The organism is Ammoniphilus sp. YIM 78166 (genome assembly GCF_004522215.1).
Taxonomy (GTDB): Bacteria; Bacillota; Bacilli; order Aneurinibacillales; family RAOX-1; genus YIM-78166.
The window spans coordinates 1-22657 of the sequence record NZ_SDLR01000004.1; the positions used below are offsets into that span (position 1 = coordinate 1).

Below are 22657 nucleotides of genomic sequence, written 5' to 3' on the forward strand. Positions count from 1 at the left end.
TCTACTCGCGTTGGCATAAGATACTTAAAAGGCGTGGAGGACATGTTGACTGACATCCTTTCCTTTACATTATTATCAGGTTTATCTCTTGTTATATCTTTTGAATTCTCGCAATGGTCAGTTTTTTCCTCCCTCTGGAAATCAAGAGTCTTCGTTTTATTCAGTTTCTCGCGTTCCACAGCAGGTATTTCCCCTTGGCCTCTCCAAGTAAAATGTTTGGTCCAGTTATCACTAATGGAGCGTTTGAACCAAGATCGCCCATCCGTCCATTTGTCGGAAGTTCCTAGTTGCTTAATATCAAAAAAGAAAAAAGATGTAAACCGGAGACTGTCCGGATTACATCTTTTTTGAATGTTTTTTAGATTTTCAAGCCGAGGCGTTCAAATGCTGCCGCTTCAAGAACAGACATACCGTTACGATCAGCTAACTGGGCAAACTTGTCCGAAAGCTCTGGAGTAAACGGCTTCGCTGGAACAGCGTAAGACATTTCCCTTGCGCGCGCAGAGTTTCTCCGTTGGAATGGTCCCCAGATGGCAAAGGTGATACCAGGGCTTTGAATATTGACAAAAAGCGTATTTCCATCAGGCGAGAAGGTAGGACCTGCCAACTCAGAATTATTTAGACGGTTGTGGGCAAACGGATAGACTTTGCCTTCTGGGGTAATTCCCATCAGACGATCGTCGCCTGAACCATCTTCTGCGTACCAAAGATCGCCCCATGGTGTCATGCAGATATTATCCGGATACTCCATATCTTTCGCATCCGATCCCTCGTAGAAAAGCTCCAATGTATTGGTCGCCGGGACATAGCGGTAAACACGTCCAAGCTTTTTCTCTCCGGCAGAGGTGTCATCGAACCAGAAAACACCCGCTTGGAAAAAGGCTCCTTCTAGTCTGCTGAATTCAATGCAACCTTGTGCCTTAGCATCCTCGCGGCAAAGGTGAGGATCTAGTTGCTTCCAAACAATCTGGAACGTTTGCCCTGTTTTAAAGGTGCTTGCAGATGGATCCGTTACCGCTTCAATGGCCGCCGCATACAGCTTACCGCCTTTTTGTAATGCTCCCGGCTTTTGGCTCGTGTCATTTGGAATAAAGCGATAAAGGTAGCTTGGGCTTGCATCCTCTGTCAAGTATACATATCCAGTCGCTGGATCAATGGCACAGGCTTCATGGGCAAAGCGTCCCATATCTTTAATTGGGGTTCTAGAAAGGTCGTTCTCCGGCTGCTGCGGATCCACTTCGAATACATATCCGTGTGTAGCAGAACGGGTTTCTTCACAGGTTAGCCAAGTACCCCAAGGAGTTGCTCCTCCAGCACAATTGCGTATCGTACCTGAAGAGGTTACATATTCTTTGATCACTTCACGATTTGGACCTACAACTAGAGCAGTGGTACCCCCTTGAGCAGACGCATCATAAGGGTTGCTTCCGAATGCTGGACCCGCCCCCAGTTCATGGTTGCGGACAAGAATGGTCGTATTGTTAGGCCCTTCAAAAGCTGCCATTCCGTCAAAGGCTCCAGGAATCTTAGCTCCGTCTGTCATGAGCTCGCCTTCTCTGGAGATAATCTTGTAATGGAAGCCTTTTGGAAGATCAAGAATACCATTTGGATCCGAAACTAAAGGGCCATACCCGCCAAATCCACTGGTTGGATTATCGGCAGCATCTGCTAAAACTTCAGAAGAATTAAGAGAAAAGATTCCTGCGGATCCGAGAGTCAAAGCAAGAGTACCCATTCCTCCTGCTTTCAAGAAGTCTCGTCTGTTCATGCCATTTTTAGAATTTTGATTGCTCATAATTAAATCTCTCTCCTATCTACTTTTTTTATAGCACTAATAGTAGAATAGCTTTGAAACTTTAATTACATATTGAAATCTTGTAACGATTCAGTATAGAAATTGTTAAAACGTTAAGATATTTTCACAAAAAAAGCTGTTTTCCTTCATAAGAAGGAAAACAGCTTGCTGACACTTTATGCAAGGTTGAGCTGAACAGGATCGAACCGATAACCTCCTGCTTGCACCGAACAACAGTTCATCGAATTGAAAATCGCCTCTTACCACACCGTGGATTACACAGACAAACTTGCCACTTTTCCTTTAGTATTACTATAAACCCCAAAAAACTCCTGGTAGAGGACATGGACGGCTTTTTTCATGTGGTTCTTCTTAACCCCAAACATCATGCCGACTTCTGAGCAGCCTTGATTGATGAGTTCCACATTGATCTTTTGCCTGGAGAAGAAGCAATGCCAGCCACTAAGTTTGAGTCTGCTTCTCGCCTGCTGAAATCATGGTTCCCGGTGCAGATGGATTGTTTGTGTTTTTTATACAGATAGGAACCTTCGCACATTCGGGGATTGGTATCTTTACACACAATGAGCACGCTTGTTTAACAGGATGGACCACCTTCCAAGAGATTATTATTCATCCCCAATCCGTATAGCAACATTATTAGCTGAACTAAGTATGGTATAATGATGGTTACAAATTTCCTATAATTAAATCATCCATGCTCTAAAACCATGATGAGTATCAGAAGCAGGAGATAATCATGAACCTTGACCAGCTTAGAGTGTTCTATATCGCAGCAGAAAAGAAAAATTTTTCTCAAACGGCTAAGGCTTTGCATATCTCTCAGCCCTCTGTCAGCCAGCAAATCCAACAGCTAGAAAACGCGCTGAACACCAAGCTCTTTGAACGCACCACGAAGTCCATACGATTGACGGAAGCCGGGAACATCTTGTTCCATTACGCTGAGCGAATTATCCATCTGGCAGAAAGCGCAGAAAAAGAAATATCCCTGCTATCCGAGGCCCTAACTGGTGAGATTCACATCGGAGCCAGTACGACCATTGGAGAGCATGTGCTTCCCTATGTCCTCGGCAAGTTTAAAATGGAGTACCCGAAGGTCACCCTTCGCATGCATATTAACAATTCACAGCAAATTATTGATCAGCTGTCAAATCAAGAAATTCAGCTCGGATTCGTTGAGTCCACGTTGCGCCACCCCAAGCTCCATTATCAACCTCTGCTTGAAGATGAGCTGGTCGTCGTCAGTTCCAGGACCTCTCCTCATCCATTGCTTGGAGACAGGGATTCCATCACACCCTATGAATTGTTTTCTCTCCCCCTCATCTTGAGGGAGCCCGGCTCGGGAACAAGGCAAGTCATTGAAGAAAGCTTAGATAAGCTGGATCTCGACCCCGGAAAGCTTCATATCGTGATGGAGTTAGGGAACACGGAAGCCGTGAAGGCTGCTGTAGAAACCGGAATGGGCCTCTCCATTCTATCCCGATTCGCCTTGCAGCGTGAGCTCAAATTGCAAACACTAAAAATCCTTACCATGAAGGGATTACATTTCCGCCGTTCTTTTTACCTCGTGTATGATAAAAGCAAAGTATTGCCGAATCAATCTGAAACGTTTTTACATTTTATCCTCCGGTATTTTGATTCATAAAAAGCTTTCCCCGAAGGGGGAAAGCTTTCCTTAGCATACAACTTTTCTTATTTCACCAAGGCTTGAATTTTTACTCCATTCACAGCTCCTGACGGCTGTTCCCCTTGAAGGGCTGCGAGCAGCTGACGGGCACTGGACAGGGCTAATCGATTCCTGGCCTCTACCGTTCCTGTTCCAATATGCGGAGTGAACACGGTTTTTGCTTGCTCGCCTATCAACTCCTCCGGAATGTAATCCGGACGGTGAGGATTCATAGGGTCCTCGAATTCAAAGACGTCTGCCGCGTATCCGGCAAGCTTTCCTTGCTTTAGCGCTTGGCTTACCGCTTGTTCATCCACGGTGGATCCCCTGCTAATGTTGATTAAGTAGCTTCCCGTTTTGATCCCCATAAGCTGTTCTTCACCAATCAGATGATAGGTTTCCTCCATTAAATTGACCGCTACGATCACAAAATCACTGGTTGCCAGCAAGCTGTCCAAGTCCTTGTACTGAATTCCCAGCCTCTCCTCCTTTTCTGGAAAAGGCGTTACATCCGTGTAGCATATCTCTACGTCAAATCCTTTGGCTCTTCTTGCAATCGCTTCGCCGATGGAGCCTAGTCCGATGATACCGAGCTTGGAATGGTGAAAGTCCTTGCCCAGTAGATGGGTGGCATGCCAACCGGAAAAAGCTCCTTGTCTTACATGGGGATCACCCAGCAAGAGATTTCGGGAGACAGCCAAGAGTAAACCGATGGCCAGATCGGCCGTGGAATCGGTGAGGGCATCTGGGTTGATGGTAACCATGATGCCGCGCCGCGTGCATTCCTCCACATCAATATTGTCGTATCCTTTGCCGAAGCTGCTGACAACCTTCACCCGGGGACAATGGTCAAGAATCTCCGCATCAATAACATCCGGCACAAAGATCAAGAGAGCATCCGCATCCGCTGCTCGCGCGATAAATTGCTCCTTGCTTAATGGGACGATTCCATCGTAATAATCCACTTCACAGGATTGTTTAATCATTTCAACGCCGACATCTGGCATCCAATGGGAAATAAACACTTTCGGTCTGTTCAACGTTATCTCTCCTAACTGTTCAATTTTTTTCGTATGGTATTTCCAAAGGCGTCCACGAGCTGCACCATGAGGAAGACAACGACCAGGATGGCCAGCACCTCTTGATACTGCATCACACGCAACGAGGCGATCAATTGAAAGCCTACTCCACCTGCTCCAATCATGCCGACCACAGTCGACGCGCGGAAATTATATTCCCACCGGTACAGGGTAAAATCTATACCATGACTGATGATCTGAGGGATGACACTAAACACAATTACATGGAAGCGAGAGCCTCCGGAGGCTTCTACAGCTTCAATCAGCCCTTTATCCACCTTATCAATGGCTTCTGCATAGAACTTCCCCAGCATCCCGGCGGAATGCAAGCCTAACGCCAGGATTCCCGGCAAAATACCAAAGCCCACGGAGGCGACAAATATGATCGCTAGAATTAATTCCGGAATGGTACGAAGCGCATTGAATAATCCCTTGACTAGATAACGGACCGTTGGATGAACCGATGTCGTCTCGGCTGCCATAAAGCCTAGAGGAAACGCTAGGACCACGGCTAGCAGGGTAGCCATGACGCTCATGGCCAGCGTTTCGATAACCGGTTTTCCTAACGTCGTAACCACGGCAAAATCAGGGGGAAACATTTCCCCAACGATTCGCGACAGATTTTTTAAGATATCGCCTGAGGTTAAAGAATCCCAGCTTACCATCAGGGTGTAAAAGAAGGATCCTAACACTAATAGGGAAAAAACTCCCGTTATCCAACCCCAGCCCGTCCACAAGCTCCGTTGTGGAGCGGGTGATTGTCTTAAGGTTATGGCCGCTTGCTGTTCTCGTTTCATTACATCTTCTCCAAATCGAGGCCTAGAAGTTTCACCATATTGCGGATGACATCATAGTCCTGGTCCTGAATTGGGGCAAAGCCTTCCCCTTTCAAGGCCTCTAGCACTGATGCGTCCTTCAGGTTAAAGAAAGCTTGCTTAATGGATTCTTGCAGCTCCGGATCCAGGTCAGAGCTCAGGACCCACGGGTAATTCGGATAAGGCGCCGATTCGGCAATCACCTTCACTTTGCTGGCATCAATCATGCTTTTTTCCACGAGAGCTTCAAAGATCGGCTTGCTTAAGCCTCCTGCTTGCGCGTTTCCATTTTGCACAGCCATTGCTACGGCATCATGCGCCCCTACGAATTGCTGCTGGTAGTCCTGATCATGCTCAAGGTTGCTTTCTGCGAGGATCATTTCCTTTGGAATCATATGGCTGGAAGTGGAAGCCACATCCCCGAAAGCAACCGTCTTCCCTTCGATATCCCCTAACGTTTCAATTCCTGTTTCGGTTCCGGCAATCACGACAGCTTGGTAGGTGGGCGACCCTTTTTCTACTTTGGCCGCAAAGGCTTCCGCCTTCTCCATCTTCTGCTTCAGCAGCACATAAGATAGAGGGCCGAAATAACCGATATCGATTTTTCCATTTCTCATTGCTTCGATCATCGAAGAATAATCCGTCGTTACCACCAATTCTACATCCATCCCTAAGGCATCCGATAAATAAGTTTTTAGCGGTTCATTATTTTTGATCACCGTTGACGGTGATTCATCCGGCAGAAGAGCCACTTTAAGTTTGTCTGGCTTGCTTGCACCTGTCGATGCATCATCATTCGCACAGCCCACAAAAAGCATAGCGGTTATACTTAAAATCAATAAGAGAATCATGCCCTTCTTCATCTCAAAAAGCCTCCTTGGTTTTAGGTGAGGACAAGCGAGCCCGTCCGTTTCTTTTCCGCTTCCTTTTCTTTTTTCATCCCCAGGTCTTGCCGGCCGTAAATGTGCATGATATCCGAATCCCCTAGCTGTAAGGCCGGTCCATCATACTGAATCCTTCCATTTCGAATCCCGACGATTCGTTCACCGTATCTTTTGGCATATTCCAGCTGATGCAGATTGCAAATCATCGTGGTTCCTTTTTCTTGATTGATGCGCTTGAGCAAAGAAAGAATTTCCTCGCTCGTTACGGGGTCTAGGCTGGCGACCGGCTCATCAGCCAAAATGACCTTTGGATTCTGTAGGACCGCCCGAGCAATTCCTACCCGTTGCTTCTGCCCACCGCTTAATTGGTCTACTCGGGCATGGATTTTATCCGCCAGTCCAACTAATTCAATCGCTTCTTCCGCTTTTACCCGCTCCTCCTTAGAAAAGAAGATATTCCAATACGATTTGGTCCCGAGCAAGCCGAGCAGTACGTTTTGCAGGACAGAAAGATTGCCGATGACTTGATATTGCTGAAAGATAAAGCCTACTTTTTTTCTTATTTGACGAATATTCTTTTTTTCACAGATCGTATCATCCACCCTGATTTGCCCGCCAGTCGGCTGCACCAAGCCATTCATGCACCGCAGTAGTGTGGACTTCCCTGCTCCGCTAGATCCTAAGATGACGAGGAACTCTTGATCCTTCACAGAGAAATTCACCTGATCCAGCACTAGATGGTCTCCAAAGCTTTTGCTCAAGTTTTCAATAGTTATCAAGTGTTTGGTTCACCCCTCTCTATTTCTTACAGGTTCTATCATCGCATGCTTATGTTAACGGGAATGCGCTGTTTTATTAATAAATGATTAACTAATAATAGAATGTATCGATAGTACTTATTAGGTTTTCTTATAAATGAGGGATGTTGCGAAGAGAAGCAAAGTGGATTTGCTCACAAAGGTAGCAAAGATAGCCGAAGAGGAAACATAGAACTGATGTAAACCCAACACAAAAGACCCTATCTTCCATCTGTAGTTAGATGGATGATAGGGTCTTTTTATGTTACTTACATAAAGTTATAGATACTCTTTCAGGTACATGTTTCTCGCTTATTCGGTTGCTTACCTTTCTTAGTTTTGCTTATTACACAGACAAACTGGCTACCTTTCCCTTATTCGTACTATACACCCCAAAAAACTCCTGGTAGAGGGCATGAACGGCTTTTTTCATGTGATTCTTTTTCACCCCAAACATCATGCCAACTTCGGAGCAACCTTGATTGATGAGTTCCACATTGATCTTTTGCCTGGAGAGGACGCCCGAAGCTTTAGATAAAACAGAAAGATTATTTCTCATCTTTGGCCCTACTAGCATCACGACAGCCAGATCGCGGCCAACCACGAGCTGATCTACGGCGAGCTCGGCTTTCATTCGTGCGGTTACACGCGCCTCTTTTTCTCGGCTTAAATCCTCTTCTCGGAATAACAGAGAAATATCATCATTACCAGACAGATTATATTCTAGCGGAAGATTTTCTTCCTCGAGGATTTTCCTTAGCTTAAACCCAAAATCCGGCTCAGCATGCATGAGATATTTACAAAGATAAATACTACAATAGCCTTCATCAGAAGCAATGCCAGCCACTAAGTTGGAGTCTGCTTCTCGCCTGCTGACGATCATGGTTCCCGGTGCGGCTGGATTGTTTGTGTTTTTGATACAGATAGGAACCTTCGCGCGAAAAGCGGGAATCAGGGCTTCGTCGTGAAAAACTTCAAACCCTGAATAAGAAAGCTCCCTCATTTCCTTGAAAGTCAACTTATTAATGCCACGAGGGTTGTTGACAATATTCGGATTGACGACAAATACCGAATCGACATCTGTGAAGTTTTCATATAGATCCGCTTGGACGGCTGCAGCAAGGATCGATCCCGTAATATCGGATCCCCCACGGGAAAAGGTCACAACCGTCCCCTCTGGCGTATAGCCGAAAAAGCCTGGGAAAATCAGTATCCCTGATTTTTCCTGGAGGACTCGGAGACGAAGGTAGGACTCCGGGAGCACCTGGGCTTTCCCATTTTCTTTAGTCAAAAGCAGCCCTGCTTCTTTAGGATCGATATAATGAGCCTCGACTCCTTTCGTGCGCAAGTAGGCAGCCACGAGCTTCGCGCAATGATCCTCTCCACTCGCTTTAAGCAATTCCATATACTGCGTTCGATCTAGTGAATCCGAATATAGACGCTTAGTAAGATCCGTCCTGATGTCATCGAGGATTTCACCAGACAGCTCCAAACCACGAACCATCTCTTCGTAACGAGAAAGCACTTCAGAAAAAATCTCTTGGTATGGTTTATTCGCTAAGTATTTCTCCGCACAGGAAATCAATAGATCGGTCACCTTTATGTCTTCTTTATAGCGTTTGCCCGGTGCCGATACCACTACGATTCTTCGAGTGGGATCACTTGATATAATGTCACTTACTTTTTTCACCTGTGCCGCTGTAGCCAGAGAAGTCCCGCCAAATTTACATACCTTCATTTATCCGCCCTCATTTCTTTAGAGTATTACATCGCAAATATGTTTGTCCTCGTGCTGACTACTCGCCATTTGGGCAGCACAAAAAGACCTGCAGATTTATCGAACCAATAGAGGTACAAAAAGCCCCCTTGATTTTTTGGCGGTCTATGACCTCCTTCGCTTTAGCCGACGAAGTTAGCTGACGGGTAGGATGGCGAAAGAGCTTTCTCATCCCTTCTACAACTGTAGAATTAACCCCACTTACTTGGTTCCTCCGCTCCCAGTGCACTGGAATTAGGCCGTTATGCAATTTTTCACTTTCTTAAGTTTATACCATTTGGGTAGTTATGGAAATTGGGCCTACTTGTAATATCCTGGTATATTAATTCAAAAATCCATGTCCTCTAACCAGCAGCCCTTTTATTCTTATTAATCCTCCCAAATACTCGTGGAGAAGGGCATTCTCTCATGGATTAGATTAGAAAATGTTCTCCCGATATATACTATCTTTAGAATGGAGGTGCATCTTGAAGGACAAGGACATTCTCAAGCTATTCCTAATCATTGGTATGGCATGTTTGCCTACAGTAGTTAGAAAACCCCCTGCAAAATATTTTGTAACCATTTTTATGATAAACTCCGTGTTTAATTATTTCTTAGACAATTATCTAGTTAAGAAGGGGTATCTCAAATATCCCGTCAAACTCATACCTGGAATAAAGCATAGTGCTTTGTATGATCATCTCATATGCCCGTTAGTTTCCGTTTGGGTTTGTCAGGCCACCTATGCTTCTAAATTAAAAGGGATCCTATTTAAATCCTTTCTCTTTGCTGTCCCTCAAGCTGGTTTTGAAGTTTTAGCGGAGAGAAAGACTAATCTAATTAAATTCCAGAATGGATGGACAGGCATTCACTCTTTTCTTACCGTCATTCTTGCTAAGTTATCTTTACGAGCTTTTCTAGAAGTCCTTAAGCGGACTACTTACCAGCGAGGGGATCGCCAAAGCACTTAAAAAACCAGCCACCGGAAAGAGCGGTAGCTGGTTTTCTCACTTCAGTATTAAAAAAAGACCCCATCGCTCGAGCAATAAGGTCTTTTCTCAACACATTGATACCATTTTCATTTTCCCTTTACACATTCATTCTATGTTCTCGCTTAAACGTCTCATTCACGAATTTTTTCATCCAAGGAATCATAAAGCGGTCAGCGCCCCAAGCATAAGCGGCAGCTCCCATTCCTAACAGGATAAAGGCTGTAGTAAGTAAAATCGGGTTGGTGCTGATCGTTCCGGCGAGCAGGAAGTTTAGATTCATGAAGGCACCGGCATAAAGAGCCACTGTAGTGAAGGCCCCTAGAATCAATCCCAAGCCTACCGCTACTTCTCCCCAGGCAACCAAGAAATTAAAGAGTTCGACATTCGGCAACGCGAAGCCTTCTAAGAAAGCGGCGTACCAGCCTTTCACAATGGGGTTTTCCCCGCTCGCTTTGGCAATCGCTCCATTTAAATACCCTGTCGCATCAAAGCCCCCAAAAGCCTTTCCCCATCCTGCTTTCAGCCATTGTACCCCTAACCAGATTCGTACGATCGTCCATAATGGAACCATATAAGTGCTTCTCATTTTCTCTAACATTTTCATCATATCCCTTCACTATTGATAGAGTAAGTATTTGATTAAGCCTTTCTGAACCATTTACTCACCTCCTTCTTTACACTTTTAGTATAATCGATTTCACATCCTCATGTGATAGTCTTCACAAAGTTGAAAAAAATTGATCATAAATTAGCTATAAAAAATGCATAGTTTATCCATTGTTTTTTTCAACCGTATGTAGATAAAGGGAAAAAAGGAGTCCGATACCGCGTGGCCTAGAGCGGCCGGAGGTCAGACTCCTTTTTTCGAAGGTTATCATACCGAATCTGAAAAAGCCCCATTATCCCTGCGCAATCGCCTCACGCACACGACCTCTGGTCCTCTCCAACAGCTCAACCGCCGCATCGTAACCCAATCCCGTTTGCTGCATGACGATAGCGATTCTCGCATCTCCACCGGACGACTGCTCCGATAGCACCGAAGCTTCCTCATAAGACACTCCCGTCACTTCCATAATGATCCGTTTTACGCGTTCGCGCAATTTATGATTGGTCGCTTGAACGTTCACCATCCAGTTGCCGTAAACCTTCCCCAACCGGATCATCGCTCCTGTCGTCAGCATGTTTAAGACCATCTTCTGGGCGGTACCGGCCTTGAGACGAGTAGAGCCTGTCACCACCTCGGGTCCGACCACCACATTGATTGCGACATTAGCTTCCCCTGTTAACTCCGAAGTGGAGTTACAGGAGAGCGAAACGGTCACCGCCCCGATCTCTTTGGCCGCCTGTAACGCGCCGATAACATAGGGAGTACGCCCGCTTGCCGCAATGCCTACCACCACATCACCCGACTGGACGCCGTATTTCACGACATCTTCTCGACCTAGTTCTGGCAGATCTTCAGCCCCCTCAATGGCTTCGACTAAAGCCTTATAGCCTCCCGCAATGACGCCCTGCACAAGAGACGGTTCCGTGCCAAACGTCGGCGGGCACTCCGAAGCATCCAAGACCCCCAACCGGCCGCTCGTCCCGGCACCAAAGTAAAACAAACGACCGCCTTTTTCCATGGATTCAACGATGAAATCTATCGCTTGGGAGATCGCCTCCAGCTCTTTCTCTACCGCATAAGCCACCGTTTGATCCTCACGGTTCATGAGTTCAACCACTTCGCGCGTCGTTAAGGAATCTAGATTTTGCGTGGCTTCATTTCTCATTTCTGTCGTTAGACGATTTAATTGATCTATCATCTTCCCCTCATCCTCTCCTTCCAGTTCTTACAAATGACAAGAAACGTAGTGCCCCTCATCCGTGATCTTTAATGTAGGTGTTGTGGTTCGACAAATGTCCATGCAGGAGGGACAGCGCGGGTGAAACGTACAGCCTGAAGGGGGATTAGACGGACTTGGCAGATCCCCTTCGAGTAAAATCCGCTCCCTCACCGCATCCGGGTTAGCCACGGGTACAGCAGACAACAACGCTTTGGTATACGGATGTTTTGGAGCTCGGTATAAGGCCCCTTTCTCCGCAACCTCCACGACTTTGCCCAAATACATCACGGCTACGCGATCTGAAATATGTTTAACGACACTTAAATCATGCGAGATAAAAAGATAGGTGAGTTTAAAATCCCGCTGCAAATCCTGCATGAGGTTCAATACTTGGGCTTGAATGGATACGTCCAATGCCGAAACCGGTTCATCTGCGACAATCAGCTTCGGCCGCAGAATCAGGGCACGGGCAATCCCGATTCGCTGTCTTTGTCCTCCGGAGAACTCATGGGGGTAGCGATCAAGATGCTTGGTGGTCAGTCCCACGATCTCGATCATTTCCTCTACTTTCTTGCGTCTCTCAGCCGGAGTACCTATTCCATGAACAATTAACGGATCCATTAAAATTTGGGCAATCGTCTTCCGCGGGTTCAGCGAAGCGAACGGATCCTGGAAGACGAACTGCACATCCCGACGCATCTGTCTCATCTCTTCAGGAGACAGGGTTAGAATGTTCTTCCCTTGAAACCACACTTCCCCTGCCGTCGGCTCGATCAGACGGGTGAGACATCGTCCGGTGGTGGACTTTCCGCAGCCGGACTCACCGACAAGGCTCACCGTTTCCCCTTCATAGATAGTTAAATCCACGCCATCGACGGCTCGCACGGTTTTCGTTTTCCCCCAGAATCCGCTGGTCGTGGCAAAATGCTTCGTTAAAGCTTTCACTTCCAATAGAGGCTGACAACTCATACTTTCTCCTCCTCCACCAACACGCAACGCACGCGATGCTGCTCGGTTACAGAAATGAACTCCGGCGCCGTCTGATGACAGCGATCGGTTGCCCACTCACATCTCGGAGCGAATCGGCAGCATTTAGGCAGATCGCTCAGAAGAGGAACGGTCCCGGGTATCGCTTGAAGACGATCCTGGTCCTCGGCAAAGTCCGGCATCGATTTCATCAATCCGATCGTGTAAGGATGCTTCGGGCTTCGGAACAAGCTTCGGATATCCGCTTCTTCCACCACCTGACCGGCATACATTACGATGACACGTTCACACATCTCGGCCACGACACCCAAATCATGGGTGATCATGACAATCGAGGTCCCATTTTCTTTTTTTAGCTTTTTCATGAGCTCTAATATCTGAGCCTGGATGGTGACATCCAAGGCGGTTGTCGGTTCGTCGGCAATGATGAGCTTCGGCTGACAGGCCATCGCCATGGCGATCATGACGCGCTGCCTCATCCCCCCAGATAGCTGATGAGGATACGAGGAGAAAATTTCGTCTGCCCGCGGAATTCCCACGGCTTTTAACAGCTGGATCGTTTTTTCCTTGGCTTGCGCCTTCGACAGACCTAAGTGATTGCGCAGCGGCTCGGATATCTGTTTTCCGACCGAGTGAAGCGGATTAAGAGAGGTCATGGGCTCCTGAAAGATCATGGCCACTCGATTTCCCCGCACCTTTTTCATTTCCTTTTCACTGAGTTCAAGCAAGTTCTTTCCTTCAAAGGCAATCGTGCCATCGGTCACGGCATTCTTACCGAGCAATCGCATAATGGATAAGCTCGTCACACTTTTCCCACAGCCAGATTCCCCCACAATCCCTAGGGTTTCCCCCGGTTCTAGTGTAAAATTCACCCCATCGACTACCGTAATGGAGCTTCTGGATTGCTTGAACGTCGTTTTTAGATTTCGCACTTCTAGGATCGGTGCCATGAATCTATTCCCCTCCTTTCTGCTTTCCTAGTCCTACACAAGCAAAAACCCGATTATGATGCATATGGCGCCAACGAATGATGCCGTCCTTCACCTTGGGATGGACACGGTTCGTCAGCGTGACGATCGTCGCTTGGCGCTTCGGATCATGCCAGATGGAGGTTCCCGTAAACCCGGTATGACCGAAGCCCGATGCGGAAACCAAATCCCCACCGCTGCAGCCCCTAGCTTTTTGCTCCTGATTGCCCCCCATTATGGAATGCTCCCACCCCAATGCTCTTCTTGGGGCCAAGGCACCACTCTGACATTGAATGGCGAAGTCTCGCAACAAGAGATCTAAATAAAATCCCGCAGGGTCCGACCATAATTTCATATAGGAAAGGAGATCCCCTACGGTAGAAAACAATCCTGCATGGCCGCTCACACCGCCTAAACCGTAATGAGCATTTCCATCATGCACCGCCCCTTGAATGATTCCTTTGCGCCAAGGAACACTCTTCCATTCCTCCTCCGTAAAAGCCAGGGAACCGGCCGGATGATCCTGCAGGTAATTCCAAGCCATCTGCTTTTCGTATTCATTTCCCTCTTCCGTCGGAGCTACGTCCCACTCTTTCCTTGTTCCATAGCCTGTATGATTCATGGAAAACGGTTGAAAGATCAACCGCTTCGCAATTTCCTCCAACGGAAGATCCCACGTTCGCTCTAAAATAAAACCCAGAAGCATGAAGCCCAGATCACTATAAACGACTTGCTTGCCTGGCTCTCCGATTAAAGGTTCCTTTCCGATTGCTTCGATATAAGCTTGCCGCCCCTGGCACGTGATAAACAAAGGACGCCATGCAGGGAGACCCGACGTATGGGTCAACAGCTGATGAAGGGTGATTTGCTCTTTTTTCTCTCGATCGAAGCCCAGCGTAAATTCCGGAATATGCCTGGCTACCCGATCAAATAAGGAGAGCTTCCCGGCCTGAACACTTAGAAGAATGGCCGGTAGCGTGACGACAACCTTCGTTAAGGAAGCCACATCAAACACCGTATGTTCGTGTACCCCTTTCATGGCCAGGATCGGAGATTCTCCCTCCCTCTTTAGGCCCGCAATCGCCGTCGGGAAGAAGCCTTGCTCGATCCCATCCGTCAAGCTTTCTTCTAATACCAATTGTTCGTTCATGAGTCTCCCTCCTTATTTGCTGCGGTGGCGAGGATCAAGCAAGTCTCGCAGCGCATCTCCGAATAAATTAAATGATAGGATCGTGATCGTCATCGCTACGCTCGGCCAGATAATCATACCGGGAGCGAGCTCCATATATCGGCGAGACTCCGAAATCATGCCACCCCATGACGGATCTGGCGGTTGAATCCCTAAACCGAGGAAGCTTAACGCCGACTCGGTCAGAATCGCACCCGAAATCGCTAGAGTAGACTGCACAAGCAACGGAGCATTGACGTTCGGGAAAATCTCGAGAAACATAATGCGGCTTGTACTTGCTCCAATCGAACGGGCACTTTCCACATACTCCAAATTTTTAATACTTAACACGGTACTTCGAACCAAACGGGTAAAGACGGGAATATTGACGATCCCAATGGCCAAAATCGTATTAAACATCCCCGGCCCTAGAGCCGCGACAATCGCTAAAGCCAGCAAGATTTCTGGAAATGCGAAAAGGATATCCATGATTCGCATGATGATGCCGTCCATCCGGCCGCCAAAGTATCCGGCCAGCAATCCAAATAAAGAACCAAAAATCACACTAATGGCCACCGAACTAATCCCCACGAGTAAGGAAATTCTGGCACCGTACAAAATACGGCTGAACAGGTCCCGGCCGAATTGATCTGTTCCAAGCAGGAACTCTGCCGAGCTTCCTTCCAGGCGGTGATCTTTAAACATCTCGGTAGGATCATGCGGAGCAATGAACGGAGCAAGTACCGCGGCAGCCACGAGAAGGAACAGCAAGATCAAGCAAACAACAGCAGTTTTATTACGGAAAAAACGAGTACGAAATGAGTTCACTTTTGCTTCTCCTTCCTAATACTTGATCCGAGGATCGATCCACGTATAAATCACATCGACGAAAAGATTAACCAGCACAAAGATCAGGGCGATAAACAACACGCCGCCTTGGACAATCGGATAATCCCGTTGATGGATCCCATCTAAAATGTACTGCCCTAATCCCGGTACGGAAAACAATTGCTCGACAATAACCGCTCCCCCAAGCAAGTACCCGATCTGCATCCCCGCAATGGTGACTACAGGAATCGTAGAGTTCCTAAGCGCGTGCCCGATGATAACCGTCCACTCCCCATTCCCCTTGGCTCTCGCGGTGCGAATAAACTCTTTATCCAACGTTTCTAAAAGAGCCGATCTCGTCATTCTCATAATCCCTGCCGCTAAGACGATTCCCATCGTAATCGACGGCAAGATGAAAATTTTAAAAGCTTCCACCGGATCCTGCCAGAAGTGGACATAATCGATCGGAGGGTACCAGCCGAAATACAACGAAAGTCCAAGAAGCAATAAGGTTCCAATCGCGAAGTTCGGAACGGAGATGCCAAGCATCGCCACCACTCTTCCCGCCACATCGACAGCGGAGTGAGCCTTCACGGCGGAAAGAATCCCAACTGGGATGGCAATGCTCCAGCCAATCAAGGCAGCAAAGATGGTTAATTGAAAAGTGACTAAAAACCGATTCCAAATCGCAGGCAATATCGGTTCCCCCGAGTGAATCGATACGCCAAAATCCCCTTGCACAAGGCCGCTGGCCCATGTCAAGTATTGAACGATCAGAGGTCGATCGAGTCCCATGCTGCGATTCAAGGCTTCTATCGCTTCGGGTGTGGCATTCGTTCCGAGCATGATTGAAGCCGGATCACCCGGGACAAGATGTAAAATCATAAACACCAGAATGGAGATCCCGATAATAATGGGGACCAGCGTCATGAGGCGCTTAAGGATATAACGGCCCATTCTTTCCCCTCCCTTTGGAAAAGATGCGGCGGGTAGGAACCCCACCCGCCACCACTCTTACTTTATAGATGCACGTACGATCGCAAACGCTTCTCCCGCAGCCGTCGGAACGAAGCCATCGACTTGTTCGCTCACGGCGTAGAAGTTTTTAGGTGATGCTAAGAATAGATTCGGAGCGTCCTCCACTAGCATCTGTTGGGCTTGGTTGTAGAGTTCCTTACGTCCAGCAGGATCTGTTGTTTCTAGCGCTTTTTGAACGACTTGATCGTAAGCAGGGTTGGTATAATTCCACACGTTCGCAGATCCTGTCGTGGAGAAGAAGAAACGCATGGAGCGGTCAGGGTCTGTTCCAGAAGTGTTGCGCCCTACTAGAAGATCCGTATCTTTGGATTTCCACATTTCGATATAAGCGGCCCACTCTAATTGATTAATCTGGGCGTCAATGCCGATGGCTTTTAACTGCTGTTGAATGACTTGAGCGGATTCAATCATATCTGGATAAGTCGAGGCGGTATAAAGCGTGGTCTTAAATCCATCAGCTAATCCAGCTTCCTTTAATAACTCTTTTGCTTTGGTTACATCTTGCTTATAAGAGGCAAAGGAGGACGTATCTAATGCCCAGCTCTTCTGTGCCGGAGAGATCGGGCCCGTTAATTCCGCTTGCCCTTTCCATACGGTTTGCACGATTTCATCGCGGTTCACGGCATAGCTGATCGCTTGTCTTACTTTCGGATTGTCAAAAGGCTTCTTCGCGGTGTTGATTCCAAGATAGCCGTATTCAGCCGATTGATAGCTTTCGATTTTTAACGCGGGAGTCTTTTCTAACAACATGGCGGTATCTGCATTGACGGAGGCGATATCGATCTTACCGGAACGGATCGCAGCGGTACGCTGTGCTTCATCCTTCATAATGGTAAACTTGACTCCGTCGGCCTTCGGTAATCCCTCTTTAAAGTAGTTAGGATTCTTCTTTAATTGAACGTATTGGCCAGACTCCATCTTCTCCATCATGAAAGGACCTGTTCCCACGGCTTCTGTATTCAAGTCCGCTACTTCCTTCGGAACGATCGCTACTTGAGCACTGGAGGTATTCGCTACAATCGCAGAATCAGGGTTCGCCAACTTGAAAACTACGGTATTGGCGTCCGGAGTTTCAATCGCTTCGATACTAGCAAAGAACGACTTGACCGTAGAACCGGTATCCGGGTTCAAGATTCGCTCAAAGCTGTATTTTACGTCTTCCGAGGTCATTTCTCTTCCGTTGTGGAATTTCACTCCCGGTTGAAGGAGGAAGGTTAGCATTTTTCCATCTTCGGAAAACTCCCACTTCGTAGCTAGATTCGGAATCACGTTAAATTCCGGATCCATCTTGGTTAGTCCATCATAGATCAATCCGTAGATTCTAGCACTTGAAGCAGCAGGGACCTTATGAGGGTCTAAACCTACTGGATCTTGGTCTGCCGCTACAATTAATACATTTTCTCTAGCGGGTGCAGCAGGAGCTGCGGCTTCCTTCGCTGGTTCGGCTGGCTTATCGGCCGGTTGAGTGGTAGACTGGCCGCCACCGCCACAGGCTGTTAATGCAACACTCAAGGTAAGTAGAAAGGCTGAAACCCAATTCTTTTTCATGTGTATCCCCCTATTTTTTAATTAGTTGATTAACTTACTCTTCGTTTTACCAGCACACTTGGCCTAACCGAACCGCACGCCGTGCTCCTGTCACAGAAGGGACGTTGCTCGGTCGGCCCATCATCGTCTCATGACCGAGAATGGCAAAGGCCATTGCTTCCTTCGCATCATCCGGTACCCCATAATGGGCTGCCGTCTTTAATGAAATGGACTCCGGCAACTGCTCCCGAATCATCTTCATTAAGGTCCGATTATGAGCTCCGCCACCCGAAACGATGACCTCTCCCACCTCATGATGAGGCAGAATAAAATCCTTGTAAGCATTCGTGATCGTGTGCGCGGTTAACGCAGTGGCGGTCGCCAGGATATCCTCGAAGTTCAAGCCCCGCTTCTTTCCTTCTTCAAGAAACTTCTCCGTAAAAAAGGTCCCGTACACTTCACGGCCTGTGCTCTTCGGGGGTCTTCTCCCATAATAAGGGTCGGATAAACTCTGCTGAAGCATGGCTTCATCCACCTTCCCCTGGGAGGCGATTTCTCCCCCGCGGTCGTAACGCTCGGCTCCTTGGGTATGCATCATCACCAAGTCATCCATGATCATGTTCCCTGGACCGGTATCAAAGGCAAAAATGCCATCCGTGGGAGAGCCCGCAGGGATAAACGTACAGTTGCCGATGCCCCCAATGTTCTGCATAATCCGGCCTTTGCTCGCTTCTCCAAACAAGATTCGATCGGCAAAAGGAACCATTGGCGCCCCTTCCCCACCAGCAGCCATATCTCTAGCACGGAAGTTTCCGATGACCGGAATCCCTGTCCGTTCTGTCAGCACTGACATCTCCCCGATCTGAAGGGTCGATCTCACAGGCAGCGGACCCTCTGGACCCGGAAAGGCTTGATCAACCGGAGCGTGCCAGATGGTCTGGCCATGACAGCAGATCGCATCGATTTGTTCTGGCTTGAAGTTTGCCTTTTCTAGTAATTGATGTACCGAGTAGGCATACCATTCAGCTACTCCATAATGAGCCTCTACTAACTGATCCAACCTAGCCGTTTCAGGAGAGCAAAGGTCATTCAAACGCCTTCTTAATTCATCGGAATAGGGAAGATAATTGAACTCTACTAGAGCTACCTCCTCTATCTGTTTTTCCTCATTCGAGGTGATCTTCACTAACGCCGCGTCAATCCCATCCAGCGAAGTCCCTGACATCATTCCGATCAGCCAGTGTTCATGACGTTCCCGGTAACTTTGCCATCGGTCGTCATTTAGGTAATCCATTTATTTTTCCTCCCATCAAGGATTGCTTGTAAACCTTCTGGCCAAAATAGGCCAGCCCTGCCACGATCCCAATAAACCCTACAGGCAACCAAAATGCGGTCTGATATCCGATCCACTCTCCCAAACATTCCAATTAACCAAGCGGATCCCATCGCCCCTCCTCCTGCGGCCGTTGACAGATAACCAATTACCGTACCAGACTGTCCAGGGTAATCTCTTGAAGCAAGGGCAATGAGAACAGGAGAAATAATAGAATAGAAGAGTCCGACAAACGAAAATGAATATTTCCAACTCCCTGTCCCTGATGACCCCGAATGAGACATAACCCTAGACATAGCATGCATGGCAACGGTTACAAACAGACTGAAAATAAATAGTATCTTCTGCATCCCAAGCCGATCCAGTAATTTACCCGCAACGAGGCCCGACAAGGGGATGCCCAATGGAGCTCCAGCCAGCAACAAACCCATCTGAGAAAGGGCAAGTCCAAGGAACCTTGGATATGAGGAGCAAGCAAGCTACGGATCGCATCGAGTGATCCATCCAATAGCAAAGATCAGCGCTAAGCCTATTAGGAAAGCCCGCTCATAATCGCCTCCACTCACTGAACTAATATTTATGATATTTTTATTCTATGAAACATTATTTCATCAGTCAATTGTTTTTTAATAAATATTGCTACGAGAGTGCCTACGAGAGTGCCTGTCACTCCCCGAAATTGCTCGAATGTTGTCGATTCTTCCACCCAAGTTGGTTAGATTGTAAAACTGACTAGTCCCCTTGTTGCTGTTCATCATAATTTTAGTTGCGTGATACAAAAAGTGAGCAGTCGTCGTGACTGCTCCGTGGCTAACAACTCCCATTGAATAGATGGAGAAAATATATGAAAAACAACCATTATTTAACTTGAAGATGTGCATATAGAGCATCAAAAATGATACTTCCACGCTCTAGCGCTGTTAAGTCATCAGGACTCGATAAGCGAATACCGTCACAAATATAATCAAGTCCTGGTGCAACCGGCTCTAAAAACACCTCTTGTACCGTATCGGCTTCGTCTACTATCTGAGCAATTCTATCCAGAATGGGGTCCTTAATATCGTATTCCCTTAACATGGTATGGAAAGTGCAATGTCCCCTTCGATGAGTAAGACGAACCCCAGGAATATCAAATGGTTCAGCTCCTTCTGGTAATGGCTTTGAACCGAGAGGAACAAAGGAGAATTCCGCCTCAGAATCAATCCATTTGCGAATCAACCAAGCACAAGCCATTCTATCTACCCCAACATTTTCCCATGTAACCCACTTCATAACTTCCCGCCTTTTCTTTCAAGTAGTTCTTTGCGTACCCTCTCACCTAGTTGAGAATGAAAGTAATCCAGTATTTTTACCTGCTGATATTTCTTTGAAATGGCTAAAAGATCAGGTTCTTTATCTTTTAGGGCATTTAATAGCTCTTCATACTCTTTATCCACTTGGTCAAGAAATTCTTGTATGATTGTCTCATCTTGCTCCCTAAAAACCGACTTTGTTTCCCATAGAGAAGCTTCACCACCAAGCTCCTGGATTTCCACGACCAACCATTGAAATTGTTCTCTCGTTTTAGGGGTCGAAGGGAGACACCATACAGATTCATGAAGAAGAACAGCACCTAGACGCTTTAACTTACGCCAAACGTACACCCGTATTTTGCTAGGATTCCGTGGGATTTTATACAATAAATGCAGCCAGGTGTTCAAACTTTCTCCTCCTCGAGCCTAATAAAAAGTGTAACCAGTATTACATTTATATTATAATGGGTTCTATAGTAAAAAACATTATTCATTTATTATTGGAGGGGAAAGAATGTCTCAACCGAGCCTATGGCAACTATTTATAAATTACATCAAAATTGGACTTCAAGGCTGGGGTGGTCCCGTAGCTCAAATTCAAGTTATCCATGAAGACGCAGTTGAAAAGAAGAAGTGGATTGATAATGACCGATTTAAGGATGCCTATGCGGTTTGTGGAATGCTTCCTGGGCCCGAAGCGGCTGAACTTTGTATGTATGTGGGTTATCACAAAAGGGGTGTCTTGGGCGGAATCATAGCTGGATTAGGGTTCATGCTTCCTAACTTTATTATGATTACCTTATTAGCCTGGGTATATTTCCAATATGCTGCGACATCTAATATTGCTCAAATGTTGTTATTCGGAGTAAAACCAGCAATGGTTGCTATCGTTGCCTTTAGTCTATACCGTTTATCCCATAAATTTGGTGTACTAACAAACCGTCAGTTACTATTTATCACAATATTAATGATTGTTCTTAGTTTTGTTACAACCGTTGATCTAATCCTTCTTCTTTTAGCAATGGGTTTTATCTATATGTTAGTAAATAAGTTAACAGAAAAAAATAAGGTGAAGAAAGATAACTCGACTTTACATGGTTTTGCAGTTGAACCTGTCTTACTGGCTTCATCTGTAGGATTTGCTTCCTCGTTATCTGCTAATGTGTCCTGGTTATTTTTAAAAATTGGTGCCCTAAGCTTTGGAGGAGCCTACACTGTTCTTGCGTTACTGCAATTTGAGGCAGTCGATTATTATGGTTGGTTAACGACTCAACAATACATTGATGGTTTGGCTATTAATGAACTAACACCTGGTCCACTCATTATGGTTGCGGCATTTGTAGGTTTTGCAGCCCACGGCTTTTGGGGAGCTACTCTGGCAACATTCTTCATCTTCTTACCGGCGTTTCTATTCGTATTATTGGGTGCTCCTTACTTTGAATCACTGAGGAAAAATGTGGGAATTAAGCTTTATTTAGCTGGGGTAAGTGCAGCGGTGGTCGGATTAACAGCAAACTTTTTAATTCGTCTGTCCATAGAGGTATTTCAAGATTGGGCTAGTCCTATCATAACGTTAGTTTCATTGTTTTTACTTATTAAAATGAAACCTCCGCTTTGGAGTGTGTTCTTGTTTGGACTTATTTTTGGTTCTGGTTTTATGTACCTTGTTACATTGATGTAGCCCTTTTAGTTTATATACAACTTTATTCCAAGCATTATTCATTACCTCTCCACTCCTGAATGATAATAAGAAACCACTAATATGGTTTCTACGCAATGACTATAATTCCTTTACCGAGCAATCCTGACTGAAACCTCGTTATTACCGCAATAACGGAGCAAGAGACGGGTCGATCAATCGATTGTCGGTTGACTGATCAAAAAC

General features: G+C 46.6%; 22 protein-coding genes and 1 riboswitch. Of the genes, 3 read left to right on the forward strand and 19 right to left on the reverse strand.

The features are described 5' to 3' along the window. Window positions 1-358 precede the first annotated feature (358 nt). Window positions 359-1795: an alkaline phosphatase PhoX gene (locus EIZ58_RS16630; protein WP_134702024.1), complete on the reverse strand. Its 1437-nt coding sequence runs from the start codon at window positions 1793-1795 to the stop codon at window positions 359-361. A 275-nt stretch (window positions 1796-2070) separates the two neighbouring features. Continuing rightward, on the reverse strand, window positions 2071-2184 hold the full coding sequence (locus tag EIZ58_RS35340; RefSeq protein WP_483296329.1) for a hypothetical protein: 114 nt from the start codon (window positions 2182-2184) through the stop codon (window positions 2071-2073). A gap of 368 nt (window positions 2185-2552) precedes the next feature. On the opposite strand from EIZ58_RS35340, the gene EIZ58_RS16635 reads away from it, so the two are divergent. Next, window positions 2553-3458: a selenium metabolism-associated LysR family transcriptional regulator gene (locus tag EIZ58_RS16635; RefSeq protein ID WP_134702025.1), complete on the forward strand. Its 906-nt coding sequence runs from the start codon at window positions 2553-2555 to the stop codon at window positions 3456-3458. A gap of 47 nt (window positions 3459-3505) precedes the next feature. Here the strand turns inward: EIZ58_RS16635 and EIZ58_RS16640 are convergent, their stop codons facing one another. From EIZ58_RS16640 to EIZ58_RS16660, 5 genes are all read right to left on the reverse strand, one after another. Continuing rightward, the gene (locus tag EIZ58_RS16640) at window positions 3506-4519 is read right to left on the reverse strand and encodes an NAD(P)-dependent oxidoreductase (RefSeq protein WP_134702026.1); all 1014 of its coding nucleotides are present in this window, start codon (window positions 4517-4519) and stop codon (window positions 3506-3508) included. Window positions 4520-4530: 11 nt separating this feature from the next. Beyond that, window positions 4531-5355, reverse strand: a complete 825-nt coding sequence (phnE, locus tag EIZ58_RS16645; protein ID WP_134702027.1) for a phosphonate ABC transporter, permease protein PhnE — start codon at window positions 5353-5355, stop codon at window positions 4531-4533. Further along, complete coding sequence (phnD, locus tag EIZ58_RS16650) at window positions 5355-6236, reverse strand: phosphate/phosphite/phosphonate ABC transporter substrate-binding protein (RefSeq protein WP_205672247.1); 882 nt, start codon at window positions 6234-6236, stop codon at window positions 5355-5357. The genes phnE and phnD overlap by 1 nt, the downstream gene beginning before the upstream one ends. Before the next feature lie 20 nt (window positions 6237-6256). Continuing rightward, entirely contained in the window at window positions 6257-7036 is a 780-nt protein-coding gene (gene phnC / locus EIZ58_RS16655) for a phosphonate ABC transporter ATP-binding protein (RefSeq protein ID WP_134702028.1), read from the reverse strand. 364 nt (window positions 7037-7400) lie between these two features. Then, window positions 7401-8792 (reverse strand): aspartate kinase, encoded by a 1392-nt coding sequence (locus EIZ58_RS16660; protein ID WP_134702029.1) that lies wholly within the window; start codon window positions 8790-8792, stop codon window positions 7401-7403. A gap of 148 nt (window positions 8793-8940) precedes the next feature. Then, a riboswitch (cyclic di-AMP (ydaO/yuaA leader) is annotated at window positions 8941-9082 on the reverse strand. Between the two features lie 216 nt (window positions 9083-9298). Between EIZ58_RS16660 and EIZ58_RS16665 the strand changes: the two genes are divergently transcribed. Then, complete coding sequence (locus tag EIZ58_RS16665) at window positions 9299-9784, forward strand: CBO0543 family protein (protein ID WP_134702030.1); 486 nt, start codon at window positions 9299-9301, stop codon at window positions 9782-9784. Window positions 9785-9902: 118 nt separating this feature from the next. On the opposite strand, the gene EIZ58_RS16670 is transcribed toward EIZ58_RS16665, so the two are convergent. The 12 genes from EIZ58_RS16670 to EIZ58_RS34465 form a co-directional block, all read right to left on the reverse strand. After that, window positions 9903-10409, reverse strand: a complete 507-nt coding sequence (locus EIZ58_RS16670) for a DoxX family protein (protein ID WP_240689142.1) — start codon at window positions 10407-10409, stop codon at window positions 9903-9905. A 295-nt stretch (window positions 10410-10704) separates the two neighbouring features. Beyond that, window positions 10705-11610 carry an N-acetylmuramic acid 6-phosphate etherase gene (gene murQ, locus EIZ58_RS16675; protein WP_134702031.1) on the reverse strand — a complete coding sequence of 302 codons (906 nt, stop codon included), beginning with the start codon at window positions 11608-11610 and terminating at the stop codon, window positions 10705-10707. Window positions 11611-11637: 27 nt separating this feature from the next. After that, window positions 11638-12600 (reverse strand): ABC transporter ATP-binding protein, encoded by a 963-nt coding sequence (locus tag EIZ58_RS16680; protein ID WP_134702032.1) that lies wholly within the window; start codon window positions 12598-12600, stop codon window positions 11638-11640. Next, window positions 12597-13568, reverse strand: coding sequence for an ABC transporter ATP-binding protein (locus tag EIZ58_RS16685; protein ID WP_134702033.1), 972 nt, complete (start codon window positions 13566-13568; stop codon window positions 12597-12599). The genes EIZ58_RS16680 and EIZ58_RS16685 overlap by 4 nt, the downstream gene beginning before the upstream one ends. Before the next feature lie 4 nt (window positions 13569-13572). After that, the gene (locus EIZ58_RS16690) at window positions 13573-14736 is read right to left on the reverse strand and encodes a serine hydrolase domain-containing protein (RefSeq protein WP_134702034.1); all 1164 of its coding nucleotides are present in this window, start codon (window positions 14734-14736) and stop codon (window positions 13573-13575) included. Between the two features lie 12 nt (window positions 14737-14748). Then, entirely contained in the window at window positions 14749-15582 is an 834-nt protein-coding gene (locus EIZ58_RS16695) for an ABC transporter permease (protein WP_134702035.1), read from the reverse strand. Between the two features lie 15 nt (window positions 15583-15597). Continuing rightward, window positions 15598-16539 carry an ABC transporter permease gene (locus EIZ58_RS16700; protein ID WP_134702036.1) on the reverse strand — a complete coding sequence of 314 codons (942 nt, stop codon included), beginning with the start codon at window positions 16537-16539 and terminating at the stop codon, window positions 15598-15600. Window positions 16540-16596: 57 nt separating this feature from the next. Further along, complete coding sequence (locus EIZ58_RS16705) at window positions 16597-18168, reverse strand: ABC transporter substrate-binding protein (RefSeq protein WP_134702037.1); 1572 nt, start codon at window positions 18166-18168, stop codon at window positions 16597-16599. A gap of 46 nt (window positions 18169-18214) precedes the next feature. Beyond that, complete coding sequence (locus EIZ58_RS16710; RefSeq protein ID WP_134702038.1) at window positions 18215-19441, reverse strand: anhydro-N-acetylmuramic acid kinase; 1227 nt, start codon at window positions 19439-19441, stop codon at window positions 18215-18217. Continuing rightward, the gene (locus tag EIZ58_RS16715) at window positions 19429-19830 is read right to left on the reverse strand and encodes a hypothetical protein (protein WP_134702039.1); all 402 of its coding nucleotides are present in this window, start codon (window positions 19828-19830) and stop codon (window positions 19429-19431) included. Before EIZ58_RS16715 ends, EIZ58_RS16710 begins: the two co-directional genes overlap by 13 nt. Before the next feature lie 508 nt (window positions 19831-20338). After that, a complete protein-coding gene (locus EIZ58_RS16720; protein ID WP_134702040.1) occupies window positions 20339-20752 on the reverse strand; it encodes a chromate resistance protein ChrB domain-containing protein in 414 nt (137 codons plus the stop codon). Continuing rightward, window positions 20749-21123 (reverse strand): Chromate resistance protein ChrB, encoded by a 375-nt coding sequence (locus EIZ58_RS34465; protein ID WP_370297769.1) that lies wholly within the window; start codon window positions 21121-21123, stop codon window positions 20749-20751. The genes EIZ58_RS16720 and EIZ58_RS34465 overlap by 4 nt, the downstream gene beginning before the upstream one ends. A gap of 163 nt (window positions 21124-21286) precedes the next feature. Between EIZ58_RS34465 and chrA the strand changes: the two genes are divergently transcribed. Beyond that, complete coding sequence (gene chrA, locus EIZ58_RS16730) at window positions 21287-22453, forward strand: chromate efflux transporter (protein ID WP_134702042.1); 1167 nt, start codon at window positions 21287-21289, stop codon at window positions 22451-22453. The last annotated feature ends 204 nt before the right edge of the window (window positions 22454-22657 follow it).